We start from the raw sequence: 21,965 nt of genomic DNA, 5'->3' as shown, positions 1-21,965 counted from the left end.
ACTAAACCTCCTGCAAAACTACCTCACTTAAGTCAGCATATCTATTGAACAGTCTTTTAACTCTGTTTAGTAGAGACAGCCTGTTGTTTCTTATGTTTTCATCCTTATCCATGATAAGGACGTTATCAAAGAGCTCATCTATGGGTTTCCTGAGACCTGCAAGTTCCTCAAGGGTAAAGTCCCTTCCTTCCAACTCCCTCACCTCTCTCCATAAGTTTATCTCCTGGGCTTCCTTTAAGAGCTCCTCGTTCACCTCAAAGTTCTCCCACTCCTTGGGTAATATTTTAACAACTCTTCTGTATCCTTCGTATATATCCACAAACGCTTCGGTGTTCCTGACCCTGCTCAGTTCTTTAACCTTTTTCATTACACTGTAAGGCTTAAATGGACTCTCAGCTTTGAGAACCGCCCTTATGATATCGTAACCGTACCTTTCAAGATAGCTTTCCAACCTCTGGGCAAGAAACCTTTCCAGCTCTTCTGTGTTCTTAACCTCTGGATAAAGGGGAAAGAACTCCCTCAGGTCAATATCCCATCCTTTGTCTTCAAGGATTCTAAATACACCAAAAGCTGCCCTTCTGAGACCGAACGGGTCTGAACTGCCCTTTGGTATCTCTCCAGCGGAGAAGAAGCTTATAAGGTCGTCAATCTTATCAGATAGGGAAAGGATTGCACCCGTGAGTGTCTGGGGAACTGTATCCTCCACCCCCTTAGGCTTGTACTGCTCGTATAAAGCCTTTGCAACCTCTTCGTCCTCACCATGTTTCAGGGCGTAAACGTATCCCATGTATCCCTGAAGCTCGTCAAGCTCCTTTACCATCTCTGTGAGAAGGTCAGCCTTTGATAGGAGGGCAGCCCTCTCAACCCTTCTTTCCGTAGCTTTATCGCATCCCAGCTTTCTACAGAGTTCCTTTGATATCCTCTTTAACCTTTCAACCTTTTCAAGAACCGTACCTATCTTGGGGTGTATAAGTACGTTTTTGAGTGCTGGAACAAGCTCTTCAAGGGGGGTTCTCAGGTCTTCTCTGTAGAAGAATAGGGCATCTTCAAGTCTTGCTCTTAAAACTTTTTCATACCCCTTTTTTATCAGGTCTGTTTTGGGAGTGTTATTGCTTATACCTATAAAGCGATTTATGAGCTTCCCTTCTCTGGACAGACAGAAGAATCGCTGGTGGTGGGCTGCAACGGTTATTATCACCATTTCAGGTAGTTCAAGATATTTTTCCTCAAAACCGCCCGTAACTACGAAGGGATATTCAACAAGATTGGCAACCTCATCAAGGAGTCCATCAGGGTATTTAGGCTCCGCTCCAAGCTTCTTGGCTTCCTCTTTTATACCTTTAAGTATAAGCTCCTTCCTTCTATCAAGAGACGGTATTACAAAATTGTCTTCCATAAGATGGAAGTAATCCTCAGCTTTCCGTACTTCTATCCAACCTTTTGAGAGAAATCGGTGCCCCTTGGTCTTATTGCCTGAAGACAACTCTCCAAACCTGAGCTCAACCACCCTGTCTCCATGCAGGGCGAGAATCCACCTCACCGGTCTTGAGAAGGTAATCTTTTTTGAAGATGTCCATCTCATTCGCTTCGGGAAAGGTACTGAAAGGAGAAGCTCCTCAAATTCTTCTTTAAGGCGCTCAAGCCTGCTTTTTTCTTCGTGAATTATCCTTAAAGCCGCGTATTCCCCCTTTCCTTTCCTCTCTTTTACTATTCTTTCAGGACCTACACCGTATCTGTTCAGGAAACCTTCCAAAGCCTTTGTGGGTTTTCCCTCTCCATCAAAGGCAACTGCCCAGGGGGGACCAAACACCAACTCTTCCTTAACTTCCTTTGTATCGGTAAAGTCTTTAATGTGAAACACAAGCCTCCTGGGTGTACCGTAAGTATCTATATCTTCTCTACCTAAAATCTCCGAAAACTTACCCTTGAAAAAGTCAAGTGCAGGAACTATAACCGAGGAGGGAAGCTCTTCTGTCCCGATTTCAATGAGGAGGTCACCCATCGCTAACAATATATTACTGCATAAGCTCAAGGTAGAGCTGGGCTATTTCCTTAGCCATGTTGCTCATCCTTCTTATGTACCTTGCCCTCTCTTGAACGGAGATGGCACCCCTAGCATCAAGGAGGTTGAAGGTGTGAGAACATTTAAGAAGGTAATCGTAAGCCGGCAACACAAGTCCCTCTTCTATAAGTCTTCTGGATTCCTTTTCATAAAGCTCAAAGAGGTTAAAGAGCATATCGGTGTCAGCCTTCTCAAAGTTATAGGTGCTCCATTCCCACTCAGCCTTCTTGAATATCTCTCCGTAGGTTACTCCCTCCTTCCATTCTATGTCAAACACGCTGTCTACTTCCTGAATGTACATAGCTATCCTCTCTAAACCGTAGGTTATCTCAACTGAAATCTCGTCAAGGTCCAATCCTCCAGACTGCTGGAAGTAGGTAAACTGGGTTATCTCCATGCCGTCAAGCCACACCTCCCATCCGAGTCCCCACGCCCCAAGGGTTGGAGACTCCCAGTCATCCTCTACGAACCTTATATCGTGGTCAGAAACGTTTATACCAAGTTTTTCAAGACTCTCAAGGTATATGCCCTGCGGATCTTCCGGGGCAGGCTTCAGTATCACCTGAAACTGGTAGTAGTGCTGGAGTCTGTTTGGGTTCTCCCCGTACCTGCCGTCTTGAGGTCTTCTGGAGGGTTCAACGTAGGCTACGTTCCAGGGCTTTTTGCCGAGAACCTTGAGGAAGGTGGCGGGATTCATTGTCCCGGCTCCAACTTCTACATCGTAAGGTTGCCATATCAAACAACCCTTGTCCGCCCAAAAGCGGTGCAGGTTCATGATTATCTCCTGGAAATACATGCCAAGTATTTTACATTAAAGTTGTGAGACCACCTACGCTCCTCAGCTGAACCTTGGGAATGTTATAGAGATAGGTGGGGTTAAACGCATATCTTTTATAGGACTAGACTAAAATTATTTAAGCTTTATATTATTAGATAATGAAAACGGTAGCCAAGTTTTGGAAGCCTATAAACGGGAAGGTTGAATGTTACCTCTGTCCCGTAAAATGCGAGTTGAAGGATGGACAGGTAGGTTCCTGTGGAGTGAGGGTAAACCATGGGGGTCAGCTTTACACTTACACGTACGGCTCTGTAATCTCTGCAGCTATTGACCCTGTTGAGAAGAAGCCCCTCTTCCACTTTTACCCGGGACATGGGACTTTGACGATAGCCACACCTGGATGTAACCTACACTGTAAGGGTTGCCAGAACTGGGAGATCTCCCAGGTTCCAAAGGGTGAAGTAATCCAGAACACTTTCTTCGTCAGTACCAATGTCCCTCCTGAATTGGTAGTTGAAAAAGCCCTTGAACAGGGATGTGAGAGTATATCTTACTCTTACTCAGACCCCACCATATTTGCTGAGTATATGATTGATGTGGCAAAACTCGCTAAGGAAAAAGGGCTTAAAAACATAATGGTCACAGCTGGGTACATAAACCGTGAACCCCTTGAGGAAATAGACAGGTACATGGATGCTTACAGCATAGACCTAAAGTTTTTCTCTGACGATTCTTACAGAAAGTATTCAAAGGGTAGATTACAACCTGTTTTAGACACGATAAAGTATGTCTTTGAAAGGGGAAAGTGGGTTGAACTTACAACCCTTTTGGTTCCCAACTATCTTGACGAAGAGCAGTTAAAGGGAATAGCCAGATGGATAGCTGATGAGCTTGCTCCGTGGGTTCCCTGGCATTTATCAAGGTTCTTCCCCCATTATAAAGCTAAGGACCTTCCACCAACGCCTATACAGGAGCTTGAAAGGGCGTATCAGATAGGTAAGGAAGCTGGGTTAGAGTATGTTTTTGTAGGGAACGTCTTCGGAAATGACCACGAGAGCACATTCTGTCCAAAGTGTGGGAACAAGGTGATAGGGAGGAGAGGTTACCTGATTACGGACATAGACCTGGTAAACGGCAGCTGTGGAAGATGTGGCTACGAGATAAAGGGGAGGTTCTAACTATTCAACTTCTATCTTCTGAGCCCTCTTTCTGGAGCTCTTTTTCTCAATCTTATGCTCTAAGCTCTCAACCTGATAATCAAGCAGGGTTTTAAAGACCTTTAAAAAGGAAAGTTCAATTGTATAAAGGTTTTTCAAAACCTCTTCCCTGACCTCCTTGGGTGGTAGTAGCGCTTCAAATATACCAAAAAGGCTTTTCCTTAACTCTTGAACTTCCTCTTCTAAACTCTCAACCTTGAGTTCTTCCTTCTTCTTTGCCATACTGATAAATATATAACTTAAAATAGTCCAAGTAAATAAATGGGGATTAGGGGAAGAGTTTCCCGCTTTATATCTGAGCTTATACCTCCGGAGGAGAGGGCTACAAATCCACTTATATATCGTACAGTTTTCTTAAGAATCGGTTTGCTGACAGCCCTATCCTTCATAGGTTCCATTGCGGCTCTGTTTTACTCACTGGCAGATTTCAGGGAGGGTGATACTGCGGTAGCGTTAGCGGAGCTTGCGGTTAGCTCCTTTCTCCTTGCTGCTCCCTTTGTAGCCAGAAAGTATAGAAACATTGAAAACCTTGCCACGGTTGCGATAGCGCTTTTTGGATTTGTCTTAATAGTGGCTGTATTTGACGAGCTCCCAGAAGATAGGTCAAGCCTCCTGTGGCTGAGTGTTGTCCCCGCCCTATCCTTTATCCTAAAAGGAAGAAAAGCCCTTTTCTTGTCCGTAGCCTATCTGGCTATCCATCTTTCTCTGATCTTATTCGTCAGGAGGGTGTATGTTGAATCCCTTATAGATACCTACTTAAGCTACGCAATTATAACGGTGATCCTCTATTTCTATGCGTGGATGTCAGAAAGATACAGAGAAGTTTGGCAGGGTATAGCTCAGAAGGATAACCTCACGGGATTATTAAACAGAGCCTTCTTTGAGGAACTCCTGAATAAGGAGGTGGAAAGAGCTAAACGCTACGGTGAACCGCTTTCCCTTATCATATTTGACTTGGATAACTTTAAGGAGGTTAATGACACGTTCGGGCATCTATTTGGTGATATGGTTCTGAGAGAGGTAGCCTCCATGGTTGCGAAAAATGTGAGAGAGTCAGACACAGTAGCCCGCTGGGGAGGGGAGGAGTTCATAGTTCTACTTCCGAAGACCAACTGTGAACAAGCTGTCCTTGTCGCTCAGAAACTGAAGGAAAAGGTGGAACTCTGCGAGTTTGAGAATGGTGTCGTCTCAACCGCAAGCTTTGGGGTTGCCGAGTTGTCCCAGGAAGACGACCCTGTGAGGCTCCTTTTAAAGGCAGATAAGGCTCTCTACGAAGCTAAGAGGAGTGGAAAGAATAAAGTAGTGCACTTTTGTGAGCGTGTTAATTTAAAATAGTCCACCATGCGTAAAGAAGGAAGAAGAGAGGATGAGCTGAGACCTGTGAGAATCGTTAGGGATTTCTTGAACCACCCGGAGGGTTCGTGTCTGATTGAGTTTGGTGACACAAAAGTTATATGCACCGCATCTGTGGTGGAAAGTGTCCCACCATTCCTGAAGGGGAAGGGACAGGGCTGGATAACGGCTGAATATTCAATGCTCCCAAGGGCTACCCATACAAGGAACATAAGGGAGTCCGTTCAGGGAAAGATAAGTGGCAGAACCCATGAGATACAGAGGATGATAGGTCGTGCCATCAGAACGGCTGTTGACCTTACTAAACTCGGTGAGAGAACCATATGGGTTGATTGTGACGTTATACAGGCTGACGGTGGTACAAGGACAGCCTCAATAACCGGTGCCTTTGTTGCGGTTACGGATGCCCTGATTAAGCTGTACGAGAATGGTACTATCCCGACAGTTCCTGTAAAGGATTTCGTTGCCGCGGTGAGTGTGGGCATAGTTAACGGAAAACAACTTCTGGACCTCAACTTTGAGGAAGATTCCGTGGCTCAGGTGGATATGAATGTCGTTGGCACAGGAGAGGGGAAACTCTCTGAGGTGCAGGCTATGGGTGAGGAGTACACCTTCACGAGAGATGAGCTGGATAACCTCCTTGACCTGGCTCTAAAGGGTATATCTGAGCTTGTGGAATTGCAGAAGGCTCTATATGAGGTAAACAGAGCGATAGGATACTGGAAGAGGAAGGACGTTAAGGAGGCAAGGTTCTGAATGAAGGCTCTTCTCCTTTTACTGAGTTTCTTTGGCGTTCTGACCCTTTCCTGCCAAGAACTTCCAAAGGATTACAGGGGTGAGGAAGGGAGAAAGAAGCTTGAGAGATATGAAAACCAGTTTGTTAAAGGGGTAGTTGTTTTGGATGACAAACTCAGGGATAGGCTTCCCGAGAAACCCTTCTTCCTGATAATAGCAGTTAAGAGTCCTGACGACCCACAGCCAATAGCTGTCCTCAGAGTGAAAAATCCTGAGTTTCCCTTTAGCTTTAAAATCACCGGGAAAAACAAAATCAGGCAGGACAGGTTGATTGAGGGTGACCTCCTGATAAGCGTCCGGGTCAGCAAGTCTTCAATGGCGGAAGCCCAGAAAGGGGACCTTGTTGGGGGTGCAACCGCAAAGGCGGGTGATAGGAACGTGAAGGTGGTTATAGACACGGAGGTTCCTTAGAGGGTGGAAGCGGTTCTGGACAAAACTTAAAATAAGAAGAATATGGACAGGATAGTTATAAAAGGGGCACGTCAGCACAACCTAAAGAACATAGACCTTGAGATACCGAAGAACAGGTTTGTTGTAATAACCGGACCTTCGGGTTCGGGCAAATCCTCTTTAGCCTTTGACACCATATACGCTGAAGGACAGAGGAGGTACGTTGAATCCCTGTCCTCTTATGCACGTCAGTTCCTCGGTGTGATGGAAAAACCGGAGGTTGAGCTTATTGAAGGGTTGTCTCCGGCTATTGCGATAGACCAGAAAACCACCTCAAAAAACCCCCGCTCAACCGTCGGGACGGTGACAGAGATATACGACTATATGAGGGTTCTCTGGGCGAATATAGGAAAACCTCACTGTCCTGTGTGCAACCGTCTGCTTGAGGGTTTATCAGCCCACGAGATACTGGAAAAGGTCTTTGACAAGTACAGGGGCAGGAGGGTTATGATCCTTGCACCTGTCGTGCGGGGCAGGAAGGGAGAGTTCAGAGACCTGCTCAGAGACATAGACAGGATGGGTTTCTCCCGTATAAAGGTTGATGGGGAGCTAAGGAGGATTATAGAGGTACCTCCCCTAGAGAAGAATAAAAAACACAGCATAGATATAGTCATAGACAGGCTAACACTTGACGAGGAAGAGCGTTCCAGACTCCTGACAGACCTGGAGAGAGCTTTAGAGCTTGCTACCGGTCTTGTAAAGATAGAGGATGTGGAAACCGGTAGGGAGGAGCTGTTCAGTGAGAAGCTGGTGTGTCCAGACCACGGTTTCACCATACCTGAACTATCACCCAGGCTCTTCTCCTTCAACTCTCCCTACGGAGCCTGCCCGAGCTGTAAGGGACTCGGTGTCAAGTGGGAGATTGACCCAGGACTTCTCATTGATGAGAACGAGCCAGCGGTGAATGCCTTTAGAATAGCGGACTCTGCCCTCTTTAACTACCTGAAGTTCCCTGTTGCTAACGTTCTTAGGAAGCTCGGGCTGAACCCCAGGACGCCCTTCAGAAGCCTTCCAGAAAGGGCAAGGAAGATTCTTCTGTACGGTTCCACCCAGGAGTTTGAGTTTGAGGGAATAATAAGACATCTTGAGAGGAGGTTTCTGGAGGAGGACTCTGAGAGGATAAGGGAAGAAATACAGGACTACATACTTGAGAAACCCTGTCCCTCCTGCCGTGGTTCAAGGCTGAGAGATGAAGCACTTGCTGTTCTCATAGAGGGTAAGAGCATATGGGATGTGACGGATATGCCCGTTGGTAAGGCAAGGGTTTGGATGGAGGAGCTTCCTCGTAAACTCGGTGAGAAAGACCTGCTGATAGGACAGAGGCTCATAAAAGAGATATCTGAAAGGCTCGGTTTTCTGGTTGAGGTGGGTCTTGACTACCTTTCCCTGTCAAGGAGTGCCACCACCCTCTCAGGTGGGGAGATGCAGAGGATAAGGCTTGCTACCCAGGTAGGAGCGAAGCTAACCGGTGTTCTGTACGTCCTTGACGAACCCTCTATCGGTTTGCACCCGAGAGATACCAACAGACTTATAAACACTCTCAAGGAACTCAGGGATATAGGTAATACGGTAATAGTGGTTGAACACGACCCTGAGACCATAGAGTCAGCGGACTACATAGTTGAGCTCGGACCGGGCGCAGGTAAGGCTGGAGGAGAAGTGGTTGCAACGGGAAACCTTGAGGAGATACTCACGAACCCAAGGTCTCTGACGGGAGCCTACCTCTCCGGCAGGCTTGAGATACCTCTTCCGCAAAAGAGGAGGAAGCCAAGGGATAAGTTTATAAGAATTGTGGGAGCAAAGGAACATAACTTGAAGAACATAACCGTTGAGATACCTGTAGGTCTTTTTGTCTGCATAACTGGTGTATCGGGTAGCGGGAAGTCAACCCTTGTATATGATGTCCTTTACAGGTATGCGAAGGGAGAGTTTCAAGGTCTGAGGGAACAGGCTGGAAACGTGGACAGGATAGAAGGGCTTGAAAACTTTGATAGGGTCATAAACGTTGACCAGTCTCCCATAGGTAGAACCCCGAGAAGCAATCCAGCCACCTATACGAAGGTCTTTGACCAGATAAGGGACCTGTTTGCGAGCACACCGGAGGCAAAGGCGAGGGGCTACAAGCCAGGAAGGTTCTCCTTTAACGTTAAGGGGGGCAGGTGCGAAGCCTGTCAGGGTGAAGGTGTAATTAAGGTTGAAATGCACTTCCTTCCTCCTGTTTACGTGACCTGTGATGTCTGCAAGGGCAAACGGTACAACCGGGAGACCCTGGATATACTCTATAAAGGCAAAACCATCTCCGATGTGCTTGATATGACCATAGACGAAGCTTACGAGTTCTTTGAGAACATCCCTTCCCTCCGAAGGAAACTCCAGTTACTTAAGGATGTGGGGCTTGGTTATCTCAGACTCGGACAGCCTGCGCCCACCCTGTCCGGCGGTGAGGCTCAGAGAATAAAACTCGCCCGGGAACTCTCCAAACGGGAAACGGGTAGAACCCTCTATCTACTGGACGAACCCACCACGGGTCTTCACATGGATGATATAAGGAAACTGATAAACGTTCTCCAGAGGCTTGTGGATAGAGGAAACACAGTTGTGGTTATAGAGCACAACCTTGATGTAATAAAGTGCGCAGACTGGATAATTGACCTTGGTCCGGAAGGAGGTGAAAGGGGAGGGGAGATAGTTGCGGTAGGAACTCCTGAGGACATAGCCTCCCACAGGGGTTCTTACACGGGTATATATCTGAAGAAGTACGTAAGCAGGGAAGAGGAAGTAGCCTAACCTACAACCTTGTTCTTGCCCTCCCTCTTTGCCTTGTATAGTCTTTGGTCTGCCAGTCTGAGCAGGTCCTCGGGGTTTTCAATATTCTCTGACATTTCGGCGACACCAAAGCTTGACGTCAATCTTATGCTTTTGCCCTCGTGTTCTATGATGTGGTTTGATATAACCTTTCTCAACCTCTCTGCAACCATCAGGGCTTCTTCCTTGGTTATGCCGGGCAGGATTATGGTGAACTCCTCCCCGCCGGTTCTGGCGGGAACGTCCTTTGCACGAAGATAGTTTCTGAGGATGTTTCCTATCTCCCTCAGAACCCTATCGCCAACCAGGTGTCCGTATGTATCGTTTATCTGTTTAAAGTTGTCAAGGTCAAGCATTATTAAGGAGAATGGATAGCCAAACTTCTTGAAGTCCCGGTAGAACTCGTTAAGGGCTCTCTCAAAGGAGCGCCTGTTCCTTAAACCTGTCAGGGGGTCAACGTTTGCCTCCTCCTTCACCCTCCTCAGCTCTTCTCTGAGCCTTTCTATCTCATTCCTCTGCTCTTCCAGCTTCACTATGAACTTCCTGTTTACACTCTTTAGCCCCCTAACCTCGTGCATTATCCTGTTGAGGAGCTTTTGAAGTTCTTCCGTCTGCACGGAAGAGACCATGCTTTCAAGCCTCTGTCCCCCTTCAGAGAGCCCTCTATCGTGCTCGCTGACGCTCTTTAAAACCTTCTGTATCTCTTCAAATAACTCCTCGGCTATCCTTTCAACCACGCTTGCGGACTCCAAATCACCCTTTTCCAGCTTCACCTGGTAAAGGTCAAAGTAAAGGTCTATGAGTTCACTCTTAGAAAGGTTGAGATTGTTCTCCTTTGCGTAGCAGAATATCCTGAACCACCTCTCGTAGTTCTGGGGTGAAGGTAGTATCTTCTCCTTAGCCATGAAGGTGAGAACTTCCTTTACTATCCCGCTTAGGACCTTGTAGTCCTCCTCGCTCAGAGCCTCCCCCTTTACTATCTTTCTGTGTAACTCACACTCTACCTTATCCCTCACAATGGAATTTATTTTAAAACATGAGCCTTGTAGATGCCCATACCCATTTAGAGCTTCTTGCCCTGAGAAAGGTTCCCTTTGATAGTTTAAGCTCTGTAGAGGAGCTGCTTTCTTACTTGAGGAATATTAGGGAGGATTTCATCCTCGCCTGGGGTTGGGATGAGAAGAAACTGGGCAGAGCACCCCTCAGAGAAGACCTTGACAGTGTTGACGTTCCCGTCCTCTTACTCAGGATGGATGCCCACGTCGGTGTTGCCAACAGCAAACTCATAGAGGATATGGGTTTAGAGGAAAAGGGGGAGTTCTTTGACCCCGATAGGGGTTTTCTCTATGAAACCTTACTGTGGGGCGTTGTTGAGAAGATGAAACCTAAGGGCAGAAAGATGAGAGATACGCTCTTAAAGGCAACCCAGTATGCTTTCAAAATGGGAGTCATTGAAGTTCATGACTACGTTGATTCAGAGGTTGCGGGGCTTTACCGTGAGCTTGATACAGAACTCCCTATAAGGATAGTCCTGATGCCCTACTATGAAAACTACATGGATGTGGTACAGCTCTTTGAGGGAAGGGCTTTCAAGAGCCTAAGGCTGGGCTGGGTCAAGGTCTTCGTGGACGGCTCGGTAGGGGCAAGAACGGCTTATCTCTCTGAGCCTTACGAAGATAAAAAGGGTTGGAGGGGAAACCTACTGAGGGGTAAGGAAGAACTTGTTAGGATAATAGGGGAGCTGGAGGAAAGGAGACTGAGAGTTTCTCTGCATGCTGTAGGAGACGGGGCTGTTGAGGAATGCCTGAGAGCCTTTGAGGAGGTCAAGCCCACGCTGAAGTATCACAGGATTGAGCACGCAGTTCTTATGAGCAGGGAGCAGGCATTGAGGGCGAGGGACCTAAACCTTCTCATCTGTGTCCAACCTAACTTTAAACCCTTCTTCAGAGAAACCTACCTGAAAGCTTTGGGGAAGAAAAGGTACAGGGAATGTGTACCTATAAGCATGCTTGATTCTCTGGGGGTAGATATGGTGTTTGGCTCCGATATGATGCCCTTTGAACCCCACTACGGATTGGATTACGCGAAGAAAATTTTGGGGGAGGAGAAGGCAAAATACTATTACGGAGGTTGGAGAAAGGAGGGAAGGTATGTATAAAGTTGTAATAGTCGGAGGCGGTCCCGCAGGTATATCCGCATCCATATACGCTGCAAGAAAGAAACTGAACTTCCTCCTTGTCACAGAGGCTGTGGGTGGGCAGGTCCTCACTTCTGGGGAGATAGAAAACTTCCTTGGTTATTCGGAGATAGACGGTGTTCAGCTTGTAGAGAAGATGATGGAGCATATGAAACACTTTGAGATAGAACCCCTCCTGGACAGGGTTGTTGAGGTGAGAAAGGAAGGGCATGGCTTTTCACTTAAAACTATGTCAGGAAAGGAGATAAGTTCACAGACACTCTTACTTTGCACCGGTTCAGACCACAGACGACTTAACGTTCCCGGAGAGTCCGAGTATACAGGTCGCGGGGTTTCTTACTGTTACACCTGTGATGCACCCTTCTTCAAGGGAGCAAGGGTCGTGGTTGTTGGGGGTGGTAACGCAGGGTTTGAGGCGGCTGAACAGCTTATAAACTACGCTGAAGAGGTGTACATAGTTGAGGTAACAGATAGCGTGCGAGCCGATGAGGTTCTAAAGGACAAGGTTCTCTCCTCTCCAAAGGTTAAACTCCTTCTGAAACATGCAGTTAAAGAGGTAAAGGGAGATGGAGCGAGGGTTACAGGTGTTGTTATGGAAAGCTTGACCGATGGAAAGGTTTATGAACTTCCCGTTGAAGGGGTTTTTGTTGAGATCGGTCTTGTCCCCAGGACTGAGCTTGCAGAGCAGCTCGGTATACTGAGAAACGAGAGGGGTGAGATAGTGGTAGATTGTAACAACAGAACTTCAGAGCGGGGAGTTTACGCTGCTGGCGATTGCACAAGTATATTTGCCAAACAGATAATAACCGCCGCCGGGGAAGGGGCAAAGGCACTCCTCTCCCTGTACCATGACATAACCTACTCTACCTGATATAATTTACACCTCCGGTGAAGCTATACTACCGCCTGAACAGGCTTATTGAGGAAGGTCTAAAGATTCACAGCTACTCTATGAAGGTGATTTTGCTCTTTGCCCTTATCATACTCTTCTCCATGTTTCTCGCCTTCGTGGTTGATGTTCTCCATTCCGTTAAGGAGGTGCGTAGGGATATAGAGCTTGCCGCAGAAAGGGGAGCCAAGTTCCGGACCACTGCTATAAGGAGCGTTATACTCGGTCTTTTCCAGGCTGATGTTTCTCTTGTAAGGCTAGTGGAGGAGAAAGGAACGAGAGCGCTGGAACCATTCATGGGTACCTTTACTACCTGCGCTGTAGGTGAAGGCTTTTACCTGGGGGAGATCAAGAGAGAGCTTGTAGAGGAGGCATTGAAAAGCTCCAATGGAAGGGTACTTTACTTCCATCTTTTTCCTGATAACTGGCTTGGTATATCCGTTGTTAGGTGGAACGGAAAGGCTTACCTTTTCTGCCACAACGTTCCTTACATTGAAAACTTGCTCTCTAAAAAGCTCGGAGCTATAGCTAAGTACGGAGCTGAGTTTTATTTCGGTAAACGCCCCCAAGTCTCCGAGGGGGACATATTTGTCTCTTACAGCAATAATTACTCCAACGCCAGTATGTACGTTGTCGTTCCCCTCAGGAGCATAATAGGCGCACTGGTGGTTGAGAGGGTTTTCTTATATGTAAGGCTTTACTTCGTATTCCTGCTTTTTCTTTCCCTTTCCTACCTCATATGGGGGAGGCTCATAAACTATCCCATAAACAGGCTCAGGCATATAGTCAGGGAGCTTGAGAGGGGAAACTTCGGGGTTGAATTTTCCGATATGACGGAGGCTAAGGATGAGTTTGGAAGCATAGCCAGGCTACTCAGAGCTTTCTCTGAAGAAACAAAGAGGAAACTTGATAAGCTGGAGCTGGTCCTTGACACCGCCCTCGGGAGCATAAGCTCCCCGGAGGAGATTTACGACTTCGTAAAGGAAGCCTTAAACAGGATCAACACCATCTTTGGTGTGAGGGGTTCGCTCTTCGTTGTGGAGGACGGTCTAAGTGGGAAGTTCCCTTACCTTGTATATTCTGATGGACTCAGCGACGAGGATGTTGACCGCCTACTTGAGGTTTACAAAGAGAAGAGGAAGGGACAGCTCTTTCTTGAGGAGCCAGCCTGCATAAGGGAGAGCGGTGGAAGAGGTTGCCTCAGTGTTTCCCTCTTTCGGATAGATGAGATAACCTGGGGTGGTGTGGTTTTGGACATGGACTGCGATATGGATTCAGTGAACGAAGGCTACATGAAGGTTATATGCCAGCATCTCTTTAGCACTATAAAGCTTACCTACCTGGCAACCACAGACCATCTAACGGGTATACCAAACAGGAGGGTTCTTGAGTACGACCTGCTGAAATACTCAAGAATAGCAAAGAGGTATAAAAAACCCTTAAGTTTGATAATGATAGACATAGATAACTTCAAGGGAATTAACGATACCTACGGGCATTCCGCCGGAGATGAGGTTCTTAAAAAGATAGCCAGGCTCATAGGGGAGAACGTGAGGGAAACGGACTCGGTTTACAGGTACGGAGGAGAAGAGTTTGCGGTGCTGTGCCCCGAAACCGATAAGGTTGGAGCCTATGAGCTTGCTGAAAGGATAAGGGAAACGGTAAGGAGGAAGAGGCTTCACATAGGTAAAGGTAAGGTCCTTTACATAACCGTGAGCCTTGGTGTGGCTAATTTTCCTGAGGATACTGATAAGCCGGAGGAGCTCCTTACAGTGGCTGACATAAGCCTTCACAAGGCTAAGTCGGAGGGGAAGGACAGGACGGTGACCTTGCTGGATGGTTCCGACAGGGAGTTCTTTCTTGAACGCTTCAGGAAAGAGAAGGAGCTCAGGGCTCACCTGCGCAAGGGAGAAACCGTTCATCACCTCCAGCCTATATACGACCTTAATAACGATAGCGTGTTCGGATATGAGCTTCTGTTCAGGGTCTTTGACGGGAAGGACTCCATCTCTATGGGCGAGTTTGTCAAGTACGTGGAAGACCGGAGTTTGATAGAGGACATTGACAGACTTACCTTAACCAGGCTCTCTAAGCTCCTTCAGGATGAAGAACTCTGGTCCCTTTGCTTCTTTGTAAATGTTTCCCCTTCTTCCCTTGATAGAGGTAGGGTTCTCTCAGAGCTGAATTTGATACCGAGACACCAGAGGTCAAGGATATACATAGAGATAACAGAGAGAGAGACTTTTGCAAACATAGAAGGGGCTTTAAAGCAGATTGAGAACCTGAAAAATATGGGTTTCAGGGTCGTGCTGGATGATTTTGGTAGTGGTTTTTCTTCAATATTCCAGCTAAGGCATTTTGTCAAGTATCTTGACCTCATAAAGGTGGACGGCTCTTTTGTTAAGAACATACACAGAGACCCTTACAACAGAGCTATAGTTGAGAGCATAAAGACCCTTGCCGACAGGTTTTCCATAGACTTGGTTGCGGAATATATAGAGAGCGAGGAGGAATTGACCGAGGTCAAGAGAATAGGGATAAGGTTCGGACAGGGATACTACTTCGGTAAAGGAGATGTAAGGGCTATAGCCTGAAGTCCTCCCCCAGATAGGTTTTTCTGACATCTTCAAGCTCAACTACATCCGATGGATGCCCCTTGGCTATTATCTTTCCCTCTGAGATTATGTAAACCCTGTCAACTATGCTTATGGTTTCCCTTACGTTGTGGTCTGTTATGAGTATACCTATGTCCTGATGTTTAAGGTCCCTTACCATCTTCCTTATGTCGCTGACTATTATAGGGTCAAGTCCAGCAAAGGGCTCGTCAAAGAAGATATACTTTGGTTTTGTGATGAGGCTTCTGGCTATCTCAAGTCTTCTCTTCTGCCCTCCTGATAGGGTGTAGGCTTTCTGGTTTCTAAAGGACAGAAGACCAAAGTCCTCAAGGAGTGCCTCAGCTCTGGTTACAGCTTCTTCCCAGCTGTCGGTAAAGAACTCAAGGAAGATCAGTAGGTTATCAATCACCGTCAGGTCTTCAAAGAGAGTATGCTCCTGAGGAAGGAAAGCTATCCCCTTCTTAGCCCTCTCGTGGGGTGGGAGGTGGGTTATGTCCTCCCCGTCAATCTCTATGACACCTCCATCTACCTTCACGAAACCTACAAGGGAGTTGAACAGGGTTGTTTTCCCCGCTCCATTTGGTCCTAGAAGCCCAACAACCTCTCCCCTTTCCAACCGTAGGCTTACGTTCTTTATGACCTTCCTACCCTTGAAATTCTTTTTCAGGTTTTTGGCTCTGAGCATGGGTTTCTCTTATTATATTTCCTCTATGGCTCTGATAAGTCCTGTGTTTATTCACGGTTGGGCTTTCTCCTCAAAGGTCTTTGGAAGGTTAGAGGGGATAAAGATAGACCTCCCTGCCCACGGTGAGAGTAGGGAGCCTTATAGAGACTTCAACTCCCTTGTCAATTCCCTGGCTCTCTCTTTACCTGGCAAGCATGACCTTGTAGGGTGGTCAATGGGGGGAACAATAGCACTCTTGCTTGCGTTAAAATTTCCCTCCAAGGTTAACAGACTGTTCCTCGTTGGAACGTCCCCTTACTTCGGAGATGCTTGGTCTGAGAAGAACTTGCGGGCATTCAAACTCAGAATCAAGAAGGAGGGACTTTCTTACTTCAGAAAGTTAGCCTACCCCAGAGATTTTGAAGACAAGCTTGAAGAGGACCAAGCTATGAAGATGCTTGATGACTATGTGGAGACCGACCTAAGACCGTGGCTATCGCTTCTTGGAAAGAAGACCTTTATAATCCATGGGGAGAGAGATCGGATAGTTCCTTTTGTAGAAGCCTTAAAGCTTTACAATTTTATAAAAGGGAGTAAACTTATAGTCCTCCCTGGAGGTCATTTCCCTGCTGAAGATGAAACGGGCTTACTCTCTACGCTTCTCAAGGTCGGCAAAGACCTATGAAAAGTGGGCTCTCCCCCAGAGAGAGACCGCTCTGAGGCTCGTTGAGCTTGTAAGACCGAGCGGTGTAATTCTTGACCTTGGTTGCGGAACTGGCTTCGTGTCCTCTCTTCTTCCAGACAGATGCGTCACCCTTGGTCTTGACCTTTCAGATAAGATGGCTCAGGCTTATAGGGAGAGGTTCGGCACTGCTGTGGTTGGGGATGCGGAGAACCTTCCTTTTAAGGATAAGAGTTTTGACTTCGTTCTGAGTAACTTCTCTCTTCACTGGACAGAGCTTTCCAGAAGCCTGCCGGAGGCTTTAAGGGTCGCGAGGGAAGGTATTGGGCTTGCTGTACCTGTGGAGGGGAGTCTCCAAGGACTGAATTTCCCCTTCCCGAGTGTGAGTCGTGTGATGAACTTTGTAGAAGGTTATGAGAGCTCATACTTCCTTGAGAATATAGAAGTCCCCTTTCAGGGGTGGGAGTTGGTCAAGTTCTTTCATTACACAGGCAGCTCCCTTAATCCCCTTCGCAAACGACCTCTAACCAAAAGGGAAATCCTGAACCTGATAAACTCTATAGAAAGAGCTTTCTTTCGTGTGCTATTTTTGTATGTAAGGCTATGATGAGGAGGACCAGAATGAGAGTCCTAACCCTTATTTCCATACTTACGCTATCCTTCTTTCTGGGATGTAAGGCGGAGCCGCAGATATCAACCGTTTCGGAGCCAAGGCATGAGATGAACAGCGGAGGTGTTCTGGAAGCTTTTCAGAATGAACTTTCAAAAGTTATAGATAAGGTTTCTCCCTCCGTTGTCACCATATTCGCAAGGCAGGAGGTAGAGTTTAATCCCTTTGAACAGTTTGACCTTCCCTTTAACCTGCCCATAGAACCCTTTAAGAGGGAAAGACGTTCCCTTGGTTCTGGAGTGATAGTAAAGTATGACAAGGGTAAACTCTACATACTCACAAACAACCACGTGGTTGAGAATGCAAAAAGCATAACTGTCAGATTTGATAAGCATACGGAAAAGCCTGCCAAGGTGGTGGGAACCGATCCCAAGACAGACCTTGCGGTTATAGAGGTTGATGCTAAGGGTATTGAGGATGCCCAGAGCAGGATTGCGACCCTGGGTGATTCGGACAGGGTGAAGGTTGGACAGCTCGCCATAGCTATAGGAAATCCCTACGGACTTGAGAGGACCGTTACTGTGGGTGTGGTCTCTGCTCTCAGGAGAAGCATAGGCATAACCCAGTATGAGAGCTATATCCAGACAGATGCCGCCATAAATCCAGGTAACTCCGGGGGACCTCTCATAAACATATACGGAGAGGTCATAGGTATAAATACGGCTATTGTGGCTTCCGGACAGGGTCTCGGATTCGCCATTCCTATAAACCTTGCCAAATGGGTAATGGACCAGATCCTTGAGCACGGGAAGGTCGTTAGAGGCTGGCTTGGCGTTGTCATTCAAGACATCACCCCGGATATAGCGGAGGCTATAGGTGTAAAGGAGGGTGTACTCGTAGCACAGGTTGTAAAAGGTGGTCCAGCGGACAAAGCGGGGCTTCAGGTGGGAGACATCATAGTTTCCTTGGATGGCAAGAAGATTGACAGCGTTAGAGACCTCCAGTTTACTGTGATGAAAACGAAGCCGGGCACTGTAGTTGAACTTACCGTGATTAGAAACGGTAAGGAGAAAAATATAAAGGTGAAGATAGGGGAACTACCTGAAAAGGTGGGAAGTGGCCAGATTGAAGGAGGTTCTGAGGACCTCGGTATCTCCCTCAGAGATTTAAGTCCTCAGGAGAAGGCGAGTCTGGGTGTTGAAGGTGTCCTTGTCGTTGGTGTGGTTCCTGGGAGCTTGGCGGACTTAAGCGGACTCAGACCTGGAGATGTTATAATGAGGGTAAACTATAAAGAGGTGAAGAGTGTCAGGGAGTTTCAGAACATAATAGAAGCCCTAAGGGAGGCTGGGAAGGCGAAAGCCCTTCTCCTTGTGCGCAGAGGCGAAAACAATGTTTACGTGGCTTTAAGGTTAAGGTGAGGTAAGCTATGCCTGACACTGAACAGGAACTTATAAATCAGTACCTTAAGAGAATCTCAAAGATACCTCTACTCACGCCTGAAGAGGAGAAAGAGCTTGCCCGCAAGGCTCAGGCTGGGGACGAAGAGGCATTGAAGAAGCTAGTAGAGTCTAACCTTAGGTTCGTGGTAAGCGTGGCGAAGCAGTACATAGGCTACGGACTTCCCTTCTCGGAGTTGATAGCTGCAGGCAACTTAGGTCTTTTAGAGGCTGCCAAGAGGTTTGACCCGGAGAGGGGCGTAAAGTTCATATCCTACGCAGTATGGTGGATAAGGCAGGCAATAATGCAAGCCCTTTCCCAACAAACCGGTGCCGTGAGGATACCTCTGAAGCAATCTCATCTTATCAGTAAGATAGGCACTATATATGCAGAGCTGGCAAAGGAGCTTGAGAGGGAGCCTGTACCGGAAGAGGTTGCCGAACAGCTCAGTAAGGAGATGATAGCCAAGGAGTTAGCTAAGGAGCTCGGCAGGGAGCCTACGGAAGAGGAGATAGAAGAGAAGTTCAATGAGGAGGGCTACAAGGTCTCTCCAGAAGAGGTTGAAAAATACCTCCAGGTATGCAGGATACCGTTATCCCTTGATGCACCTGTGGGGGAGAATGAGGATACCTTCTTTGTAGACTTCCTCAGCAAACACGGAACAGCTGAGGTTGAAGAGAGTGTTATACAGGAAGTACTTGAGAGGGAAATATACGACCTTCTTGATAAGCTTCCCGAGAAGGAGAGAAGGGTTATTGAGCTTCGCTTCGGTTTGAAGGGAAATGAGCCTAAAACCCTTAGAGAGATAGGAGACATCTTGGGTGTGTCAAGGGAGAGGGTCCGTCAGCTTGAGACGAGAGCTCTTAGAAAGTTGAGAAGTTTAGCTATGAAGAGACACCTCAAGGACTTTTTGAGCTGATGAGGGATGGACTTCTTGTAATAAATAAACCAAGAGGGATAACCTCCACCAGAGTAGTTGAAAAGGTGAAGAAGAAGCTCAAAGCAAAGGTGGGTCATACAGGTACCCTTGACCCCTTAGCTACGGGTGTTCTTGTGCTACTTGTAGGGAAAGCTACCCGTTTTTCCTGGCTCTTTGTGGAGATGGATAAAACTTACAGGGTAACAGCGCTCTTAGGATTCAGCACGGACACCTACGATGTTGAGGGGAAAATTTTAAAAACCGCCGAGGTTTCTGTAGATTGTGGTGAGGTTAAAAGAGCCCTTGAAGACTTCAGGGGAGAGATAGAGCAGTTGCCACCTCCCTTCTCGGCAAAAAAGGTGGAGGGGAAGAGAGCCTACAGGCTTGCGAGAAAGGGGATTCAACCTCAGTTAAAACCTGTAAAGGTTAAAGTATACGAGCTGAGTATGGAGAGGTGTGAACCTCCTGAGCTTGAACTGAAGATGGTTGTATCTTCCGGCACTTACGTAAGAACTCTTATCCACGACCTCGGTCAGAGACTTGGTGTAGGAGCTGTAGTTAAGGAGCTTGTGAGAGAATCTGTTGGTCCCTTCTCACTTCAGGAAAGTGTGGGTCTTGAAGAATTCCTTAGCTCCTCTGACCCCTGGAGTTATGTACTTTCTATGGAAGAAGCCTTCTATTTTCTGCCCAAGATAAGCCTTGACTTCTTTACCGGAAAAAGGATTCTTAACGGGAATCCTGTCCTCATAAAGAACAAGGTGCAGGACGGTTATGTTACCATTTACATTGATAGCCTCTTCGTTGGGATAGGGAGCGTTAAGAGCGCCATCTTGAAACCGGAGAGGCTGGTCTTGCCCGAGGGCTCACAAACTTGACATAAACCCACTCAAATTTTATCTTAATAACGCAGGAGAAAGATTTATAGGAGGTTTATAAATGCCTTCCACTAAGAAGGATTACTATGAGATACTTGGAGTTCCAAAGAATGCGAGCCAGGAAGAGATAAAGAAAGCTTTTAGAAAGCTCGCGAGGAAGTATCATCCTGATATTAACAAGAGCCCAGAAGCGGAGGAAAAGTTCAAAGAGATAAACGAAGCCTATCAGGTTCTGTCAGACCCGGAAAAGAGGAAGCTGTACGACAAGTATGGACACGCAGCCTTTGAAGGTATGGGCGCTCAGGAGCAGGTGTACCAGAACATACCGAGCATAGATGAACTCCTCAACGAGATATTTGGTGGAGGTGGATTTGGAGACTTTTTTGACACCATTTTTGAGAGGGCTACCCGTGGAAAGAGAAGGGCAGGACACAGACCTGTCCGGGGAGATGACATATACAGAACCGTAGAGGTGTCCTTGGAGGAGGCTTTTAATGGAACAACTGTTAACGTTGACGTGGAGAGAGAGGTAGAATGCCCCTCCTGTAAAGGCATGGGTTATGACCAGAGCAAGGGTGTGAGGACCTGCCCTACATGTGGGGGAAGCGGGCAGGTGGTCCAGAGGCAGTTCTTTATGACCATAGCTCAGACTTGTCCCACCTGTTACGGTGAGGGTGTGGTTTATGAGCTTTGTAAGGAGTGTAACGGGAGAGGAACCGTAAGAAAGACTGAAAGCATAAAGGTTAGAATTCCCCCTGGTGTTGATACGGGTTCAAAACTCCTCGTGGAAGGGAAAGGTCATGCGGGCAGGTTCGGTGGACCACCCGGAAACCTGTACATCCAGGTCAGGGTAAGACCTCACAAGATGTTTGAGAGAAGAGGTGATGACCTCTACATAGATGTAAATGTTACCTTCCCCGAGGCAGTCCTGGGAACGGAGATAGAGGTACCGACGATTTCAGGGGAAAAGGTGAAGGTAAAGATACCATCGGGTACCCAGCATGGAGACTTGATAAAGGTGAGTGGGCACGGCATGCCCCGGTTGAGGGGCAACGGTAGAGGGGACATGTACGTCAGGGTAAACATAGAAGTGCCAAAGATAGGAATGCTGGAAAAGGTGTTTAAAGACGGGAAGAAAGTAGAGAAGCTCTTGAAAGAACTTAAGGAGCTATTGCCAGAACCCGAAAGAATTAAAAAGAGGTAAGAGCCATGAAAAAGAAGGGACTTTACACTATAGGTGTTGTTGCAAGAATGTATGATATACACCCTCAGACTCTCAGGCTTTATGAAAGAGAGGGGCTTTTAAAACCCTCAAGAACTGAGGGGAATACACGCCTTTACTCCGAAGAGGACCTGGAGAGACTTGAGTTTATCCTATTCCTCACAAGGGAGCTCGGTGTGAACCTTGCAGGTGTTGACATAATACTCAATATGAAAGAGCAGCTTGAGGAGCTACAGAAGCAGATAGACCAACTCTTTGAGTTCATACAGACAGAACTTTCAAAGGTTTATGAGGGTGAAGACCTCCGTAAGGCTATAGTGAGCGTTCCTAAAAGGAAGGTTATGAAGCTGGACGATATCATACCCTCCAAGAAAGCGGGCAGGTAAACTCTTTTT

20 protein-coding genes are annotated in these 21,965 nt (G+C 47.1%); 15 read left to right on the top strand and 5 right to left on the bottom strand.

Annotated features, from left to right (window positions below):
• Position 1: 1 nt before the first annotated feature.
• Together glyS and BCF55_RS06460 are read right to left on the bottom strand one after the other, a co-directional pair.
• Complete coding sequence (gene glyS / locus BCF55_RS06465) at positions 2–2,002, bottom strand: glycine--tRNA ligase subunit beta (RefSeq protein WP_121011704.1); 2,001 nt, start codon at positions 2,000–2,002, stop codon at positions 2–4.
• 13 nt (positions 2,003–2,015) lie between these two features.
• Positions 2,016–2,858, bottom strand: coding sequence for a glycine--tRNA ligase subunit alpha (locus BCF55_RS06460; RefSeq protein ID WP_121011701.1), 843 nt, complete (start codon positions 2,856–2,858; stop codon positions 2,016–2,018).
• Between the two features lie 140 nt (positions 2,859–2,998).
• Between BCF55_RS06460 and amrS the strand changes: the two genes are divergently transcribed.
• The gene (amrS, locus tag BCF55_RS06455; protein ID WP_121011698.1) at positions 2,999–4,018 is read left to right on the top strand and encodes an AmmeMemoRadiSam system radical SAM enzyme; all 1,020 of its coding nucleotides are present in this window, start codon (positions 2,999–3,001) and stop codon (positions 4,016–4,018) included.
• Here the strand turns inward: amrS and BCF55_RS06450 are convergent, their stop codons facing one another.
• Entirely contained in the window at positions 4,019–4,279 is a 261-nt protein-coding gene (locus BCF55_RS06450; RefSeq protein WP_121011695.1) for a hypothetical protein, read from the bottom strand.
• Positions 4,280–4,318: 39 nt separating this feature from the next.
• Between BCF55_RS06450 and BCF55_RS06445 the strand changes: the two genes are divergently transcribed.
• Genes BCF55_RS06445 through uvrA form a run of 4 tightly spaced genes read left to right on the top strand, consistent with a single transcriptional unit; the run spans position 4,319 to position 9,442 of the window.
• Positions 4,319–5,392: a GGDEF domain-containing protein gene (locus BCF55_RS06445; RefSeq protein ID WP_121011692.1), complete on the top strand. Its 1,074-nt coding sequence runs from the start codon at positions 4,319–4,321 to the stop codon at positions 5,390–5,392.
• Positions 5,393–5,398: 6 nt separating this feature from the next.
• Positions 5,399–6,166 (top strand): ribonuclease PH, encoded by a 768-nt coding sequence (rph, locus tag BCF55_RS06440; protein WP_121011689.1) that lies wholly within the window; start codon positions 5,399–5,401, stop codon positions 6,164–6,166.
• Positions 6,167–6,616 (top strand): c-type cytochrome biogenesis protein CcmI/CycH, encoded by a 450-nt coding sequence (locus BCF55_RS06435; RefSeq protein ID WP_121011686.1) that lies wholly within the window; start codon positions 6,167–6,169, stop codon positions 6,614–6,616.
• Positions 6,617–6,658: 42 nt separating this feature from the next.
• On the top strand, positions 6,659–9,442 hold the full coding sequence (gene uvrA, locus BCF55_RS06430) for an excinuclease ABC subunit UvrA (protein WP_121011683.1): 2,784 nt from the start codon (positions 6,659–6,661) through the stop codon (positions 9,440–9,442).
• On the opposite strand, the gene BCF55_RS06425 is transcribed toward uvrA, so the two are convergent.
• Entirely contained in the window at positions 9,439–10,476 is a 1,038-nt protein-coding gene (locus BCF55_RS06425; protein WP_121011680.1) for a GGDEF domain-containing protein, read from the bottom strand. The genes uvrA and BCF55_RS06425 overlap by 4 nt on opposite strands.
• 20 nt (positions 10,477–10,496) lie before the next feature.
• Here BCF55_RS06425 and BCF55_RS06420 point away from each other — a divergent pair, with 20 nt between their 5' ends.
• From BCF55_RS06420 to BCF55_RS06410, 3 genes are all read left to right on the top strand, one after another.
• Complete coding sequence (locus tag BCF55_RS06420) at positions 10,497–11,618, top strand: amidohydrolase family protein (protein ID WP_121011677.1); 1,122 nt, start codon at positions 10,497–10,499, stop codon at positions 11,616–11,618.
• On the top strand, positions 11,611–12,528 hold the full coding sequence (locus tag BCF55_RS06415) for an NAD(P)/FAD-dependent oxidoreductase (RefSeq protein ID WP_121011674.1): 918 nt from the start codon (positions 11,611–11,613) through the stop codon (positions 12,526–12,528). Before BCF55_RS06420 ends, BCF55_RS06415 begins: the two co-directional genes overlap by 8 nt.
• Before the next feature lie 80 nt (positions 12,529–12,608).
• Positions 12,609–15,140: a putative bifunctional diguanylate cyclase/phosphodiesterase gene (locus BCF55_RS06410; RefSeq protein ID WP_121011671.1), complete on the top strand. Its 2,532-nt coding sequence runs from the start codon at positions 12,609–12,611 to the stop codon at positions 15,138–15,140.
• Here BCF55_RS06410 and lptB read toward each other — a convergent pair.
• Complete coding sequence (gene lptB, locus BCF55_RS06405) at positions 15,130–15,846, bottom strand: LPS export ABC transporter ATP-binding protein (protein ID WP_121011668.1); 717 nt, start codon at positions 15,844–15,846, stop codon at positions 15,130–15,132. The genes BCF55_RS06410 and lptB overlap by 11 nt on opposite strands.
• Before the next feature lie 25 nt (positions 15,847–15,871).
• Here lptB and BCF55_RS06400 point away from each other — a divergent pair, with 25 nt between their 5' ends.
• From BCF55_RS06400 to BCF55_RS06370, 7 genes are all read left to right on the top strand, one after another.
• Positions 15,872–16,510, top strand: a complete 639-nt coding sequence (locus BCF55_RS06400; protein WP_121013165.1) for an alpha/beta fold hydrolase — start codon at positions 15,872–15,874, stop codon at positions 16,508–16,510.
• Entirely contained in the window at positions 16,461–17,114 is a 654-nt protein-coding gene (locus tag BCF55_RS06395; protein WP_121011665.1) for a class I SAM-dependent methyltransferase, read from the top strand. Before BCF55_RS06400 ends, BCF55_RS06395 begins: the two co-directional genes overlap by 50 nt.
• Positions 17,115–17,128: 14 nt before the next feature.
• Positions 17,129–18,535 (top strand): Do family serine endopeptidase, encoded by a 1,407-nt coding sequence (locus BCF55_RS06390; protein ID WP_121011662.1) that lies wholly within the window; start codon positions 17,129–17,131, stop codon positions 18,533–18,535.
• A gap of 8 nt (positions 18,536–18,543) precedes the next feature.
• A complete protein-coding gene (locus BCF55_RS06385) occupies positions 18,544–19,473 on the top strand; it encodes a sigma-70 family RNA polymerase sigma factor (protein ID WP_121011659.1) in 930 nt (309 codons plus the stop codon).
• Complete coding sequence (truB, locus tag BCF55_RS06380) at positions 19,473–20,348, top strand: tRNA pseudouridine(55) synthase TruB (protein ID WP_121011656.1); 876 nt, start codon at positions 19,473–19,475, stop codon at positions 20,346–20,348. Before BCF55_RS06385 ends, truB begins: the two co-directional genes overlap by 1 nt.
• 61 nt (positions 20,349–20,409) lie before the next feature.
• Positions 20,410–21,552 (top strand): molecular chaperone DnaJ, encoded by a 1,143-nt coding sequence (gene dnaJ / locus BCF55_RS06375; protein WP_121011653.1) that lies wholly within the window; start codon positions 20,410–20,412, stop codon positions 21,550–21,552.
• A gap of 5 nt (positions 21,553–21,557) precedes the next feature.
• Complete coding sequence (locus tag BCF55_RS06370; protein ID WP_121011650.1) at positions 21,558–21,956, top strand: heat shock protein transcriptional repressor HspR; 399 nt, start codon at positions 21,558–21,560, stop codon at positions 21,954–21,956.
• Positions 21,957–21,965 lie beyond the last annotated feature (9 nt).

The sequence above is a fragment of the Hydrogenivirga caldilitoris genome, from assembly GCF_003664005.1.
GTDB classification, from domain to species: domain Bacteria; phylum Aquificota; class Aquificia; order Aquificales; family Aquificaceae; genus Hydrogenivirga; species Hydrogenivirga caldilitoris.
The sequence above is the reverse complement of the archived record's forward strand: the minus strand, read 5'-3'. Positions and strand labels throughout refer to the sequence as shown.

Excerpts from the sequence above, each read along its gene's own strand:
- amrS (WP_121011698.1), top strand. The coding sequence starts at position 2,999 with ATGAAAACGGTAGCCAAGTTTTGGAAGCCTATAAACGGGAAGGTTGAA.
- rph (WP_121011689.1), top strand. The coding sequence starts at position 5,399 with ATGCGTAAAGAAGGAAGAAGAGAGGATGAGCTGAGACCTGTGAGAATC.
- lptB (WP_121011668.1), bottom strand. The coding sequence starts at position 15,846 with ATGCTCAGAGCCAAAAACCTGAAAAAGAATTTCAAGGGTAGGAAGGTC.
- BCF55_RS06450 (WP_121011695.1), bottom strand. The coding sequence starts at position 4,279 with ATGGCAAAGAAGAAGGAAGAACTCAAGGTTGAGAGTTTAGAAGAGGAA.
- BCF55_RS06410 (WP_121011671.1), top strand. The coding sequence starts at position 12,609 with ATGAAGGTGATTTTGCTCTTTGCCCTTATCATACTCTTCTCCATGTTT.
- BCF55_RS06370 (WP_121011650.1), top strand. The coding sequence starts at position 21,558 with ATGAAAAAGAAGGGACTTTACACTATAGGTGTTGTTGCAAGAATGTAT.
- BCF55_RS06420 (WP_121011677.1), top strand. The coding sequence starts at position 10,497 with ATGAGCCTTGTAGATGCCCATACCCATTTAGAGCTTCTTGCCCTGAGA.
- BCF55_RS06435 (WP_121011686.1), top strand. The coding sequence starts at position 6,167 with ATGAAGGCTCTTCTCCTTTTACTGAGTTTCTTTGGCGTTCTGACCCTT.
- BCF55_RS06415 (WP_121011674.1), top strand. The coding sequence starts at position 11,611 with ATGTATAAAGTTGTAATAGTCGGAGGCGGTCCCGCAGGTATATCCGCA.
- dnaJ (WP_121011653.1), top strand. The coding sequence starts at position 20,410 with ATGCCTTCCACTAAGAAGGATTACTATGAGATACTTGGAGTTCCAAAG.
- glyS (WP_121011704.1), bottom strand. The coding sequence starts at position 2,002 with ATGGGTGACCTCCTCATTGAAATCGGGACAGAAGAGCTTCCCTCCTCG.
- BCF55_RS06385 (WP_121011659.1), top strand. The coding sequence starts at position 18,544 with ATGCCTGACACTGAACAGGAACTTATAAATCAGTACCTTAAGAGAATC.
- BCF55_RS06445 (WP_121011692.1), top strand. The coding sequence starts at position 4,319 with ATGGGGATTAGGGGAAGAGTTTCCCGCTTTATATCTGAGCTTATACCT.
- BCF55_RS06460 (WP_121011701.1), bottom strand. The coding sequence starts at position 2,858 with ATGTATTTCCAGGAGATAATCATGAACCTGCACCGCTTTTGGGCGGAC.
- BCF55_RS06390 (WP_121011662.1), top strand. The coding sequence starts at position 17,129 with ATGAGAGTCCTAACCCTTATTTCCATACTTACGCTATCCTTCTTTCTG.
- truB (WP_121011656.1), top strand. The coding sequence starts at position 19,473 with ATGAGGGATGGACTTCTTGTAATAAATAAACCAAGAGGGATAACCTCC.
- uvrA (WP_121011683.1), top strand. The coding sequence starts at position 6,659 with ATGGACAGGATAGTTATAAAAGGGGCACGTCAGCACAACCTAAAGAAC.
- BCF55_RS06395 (WP_121011665.1), top strand. The coding sequence starts at position 16,461 with ATGAAACGGGCTTACTCTCTACGCTTCTCAAGGTCGGCAAAGACCTAT.
- BCF55_RS06400 (WP_121013165.1), top strand. The coding sequence starts at position 15,872 with ATGGCTCTGATAAGTCCTGTGTTTATTCACGGTTGGGCTTTCTCCTCA.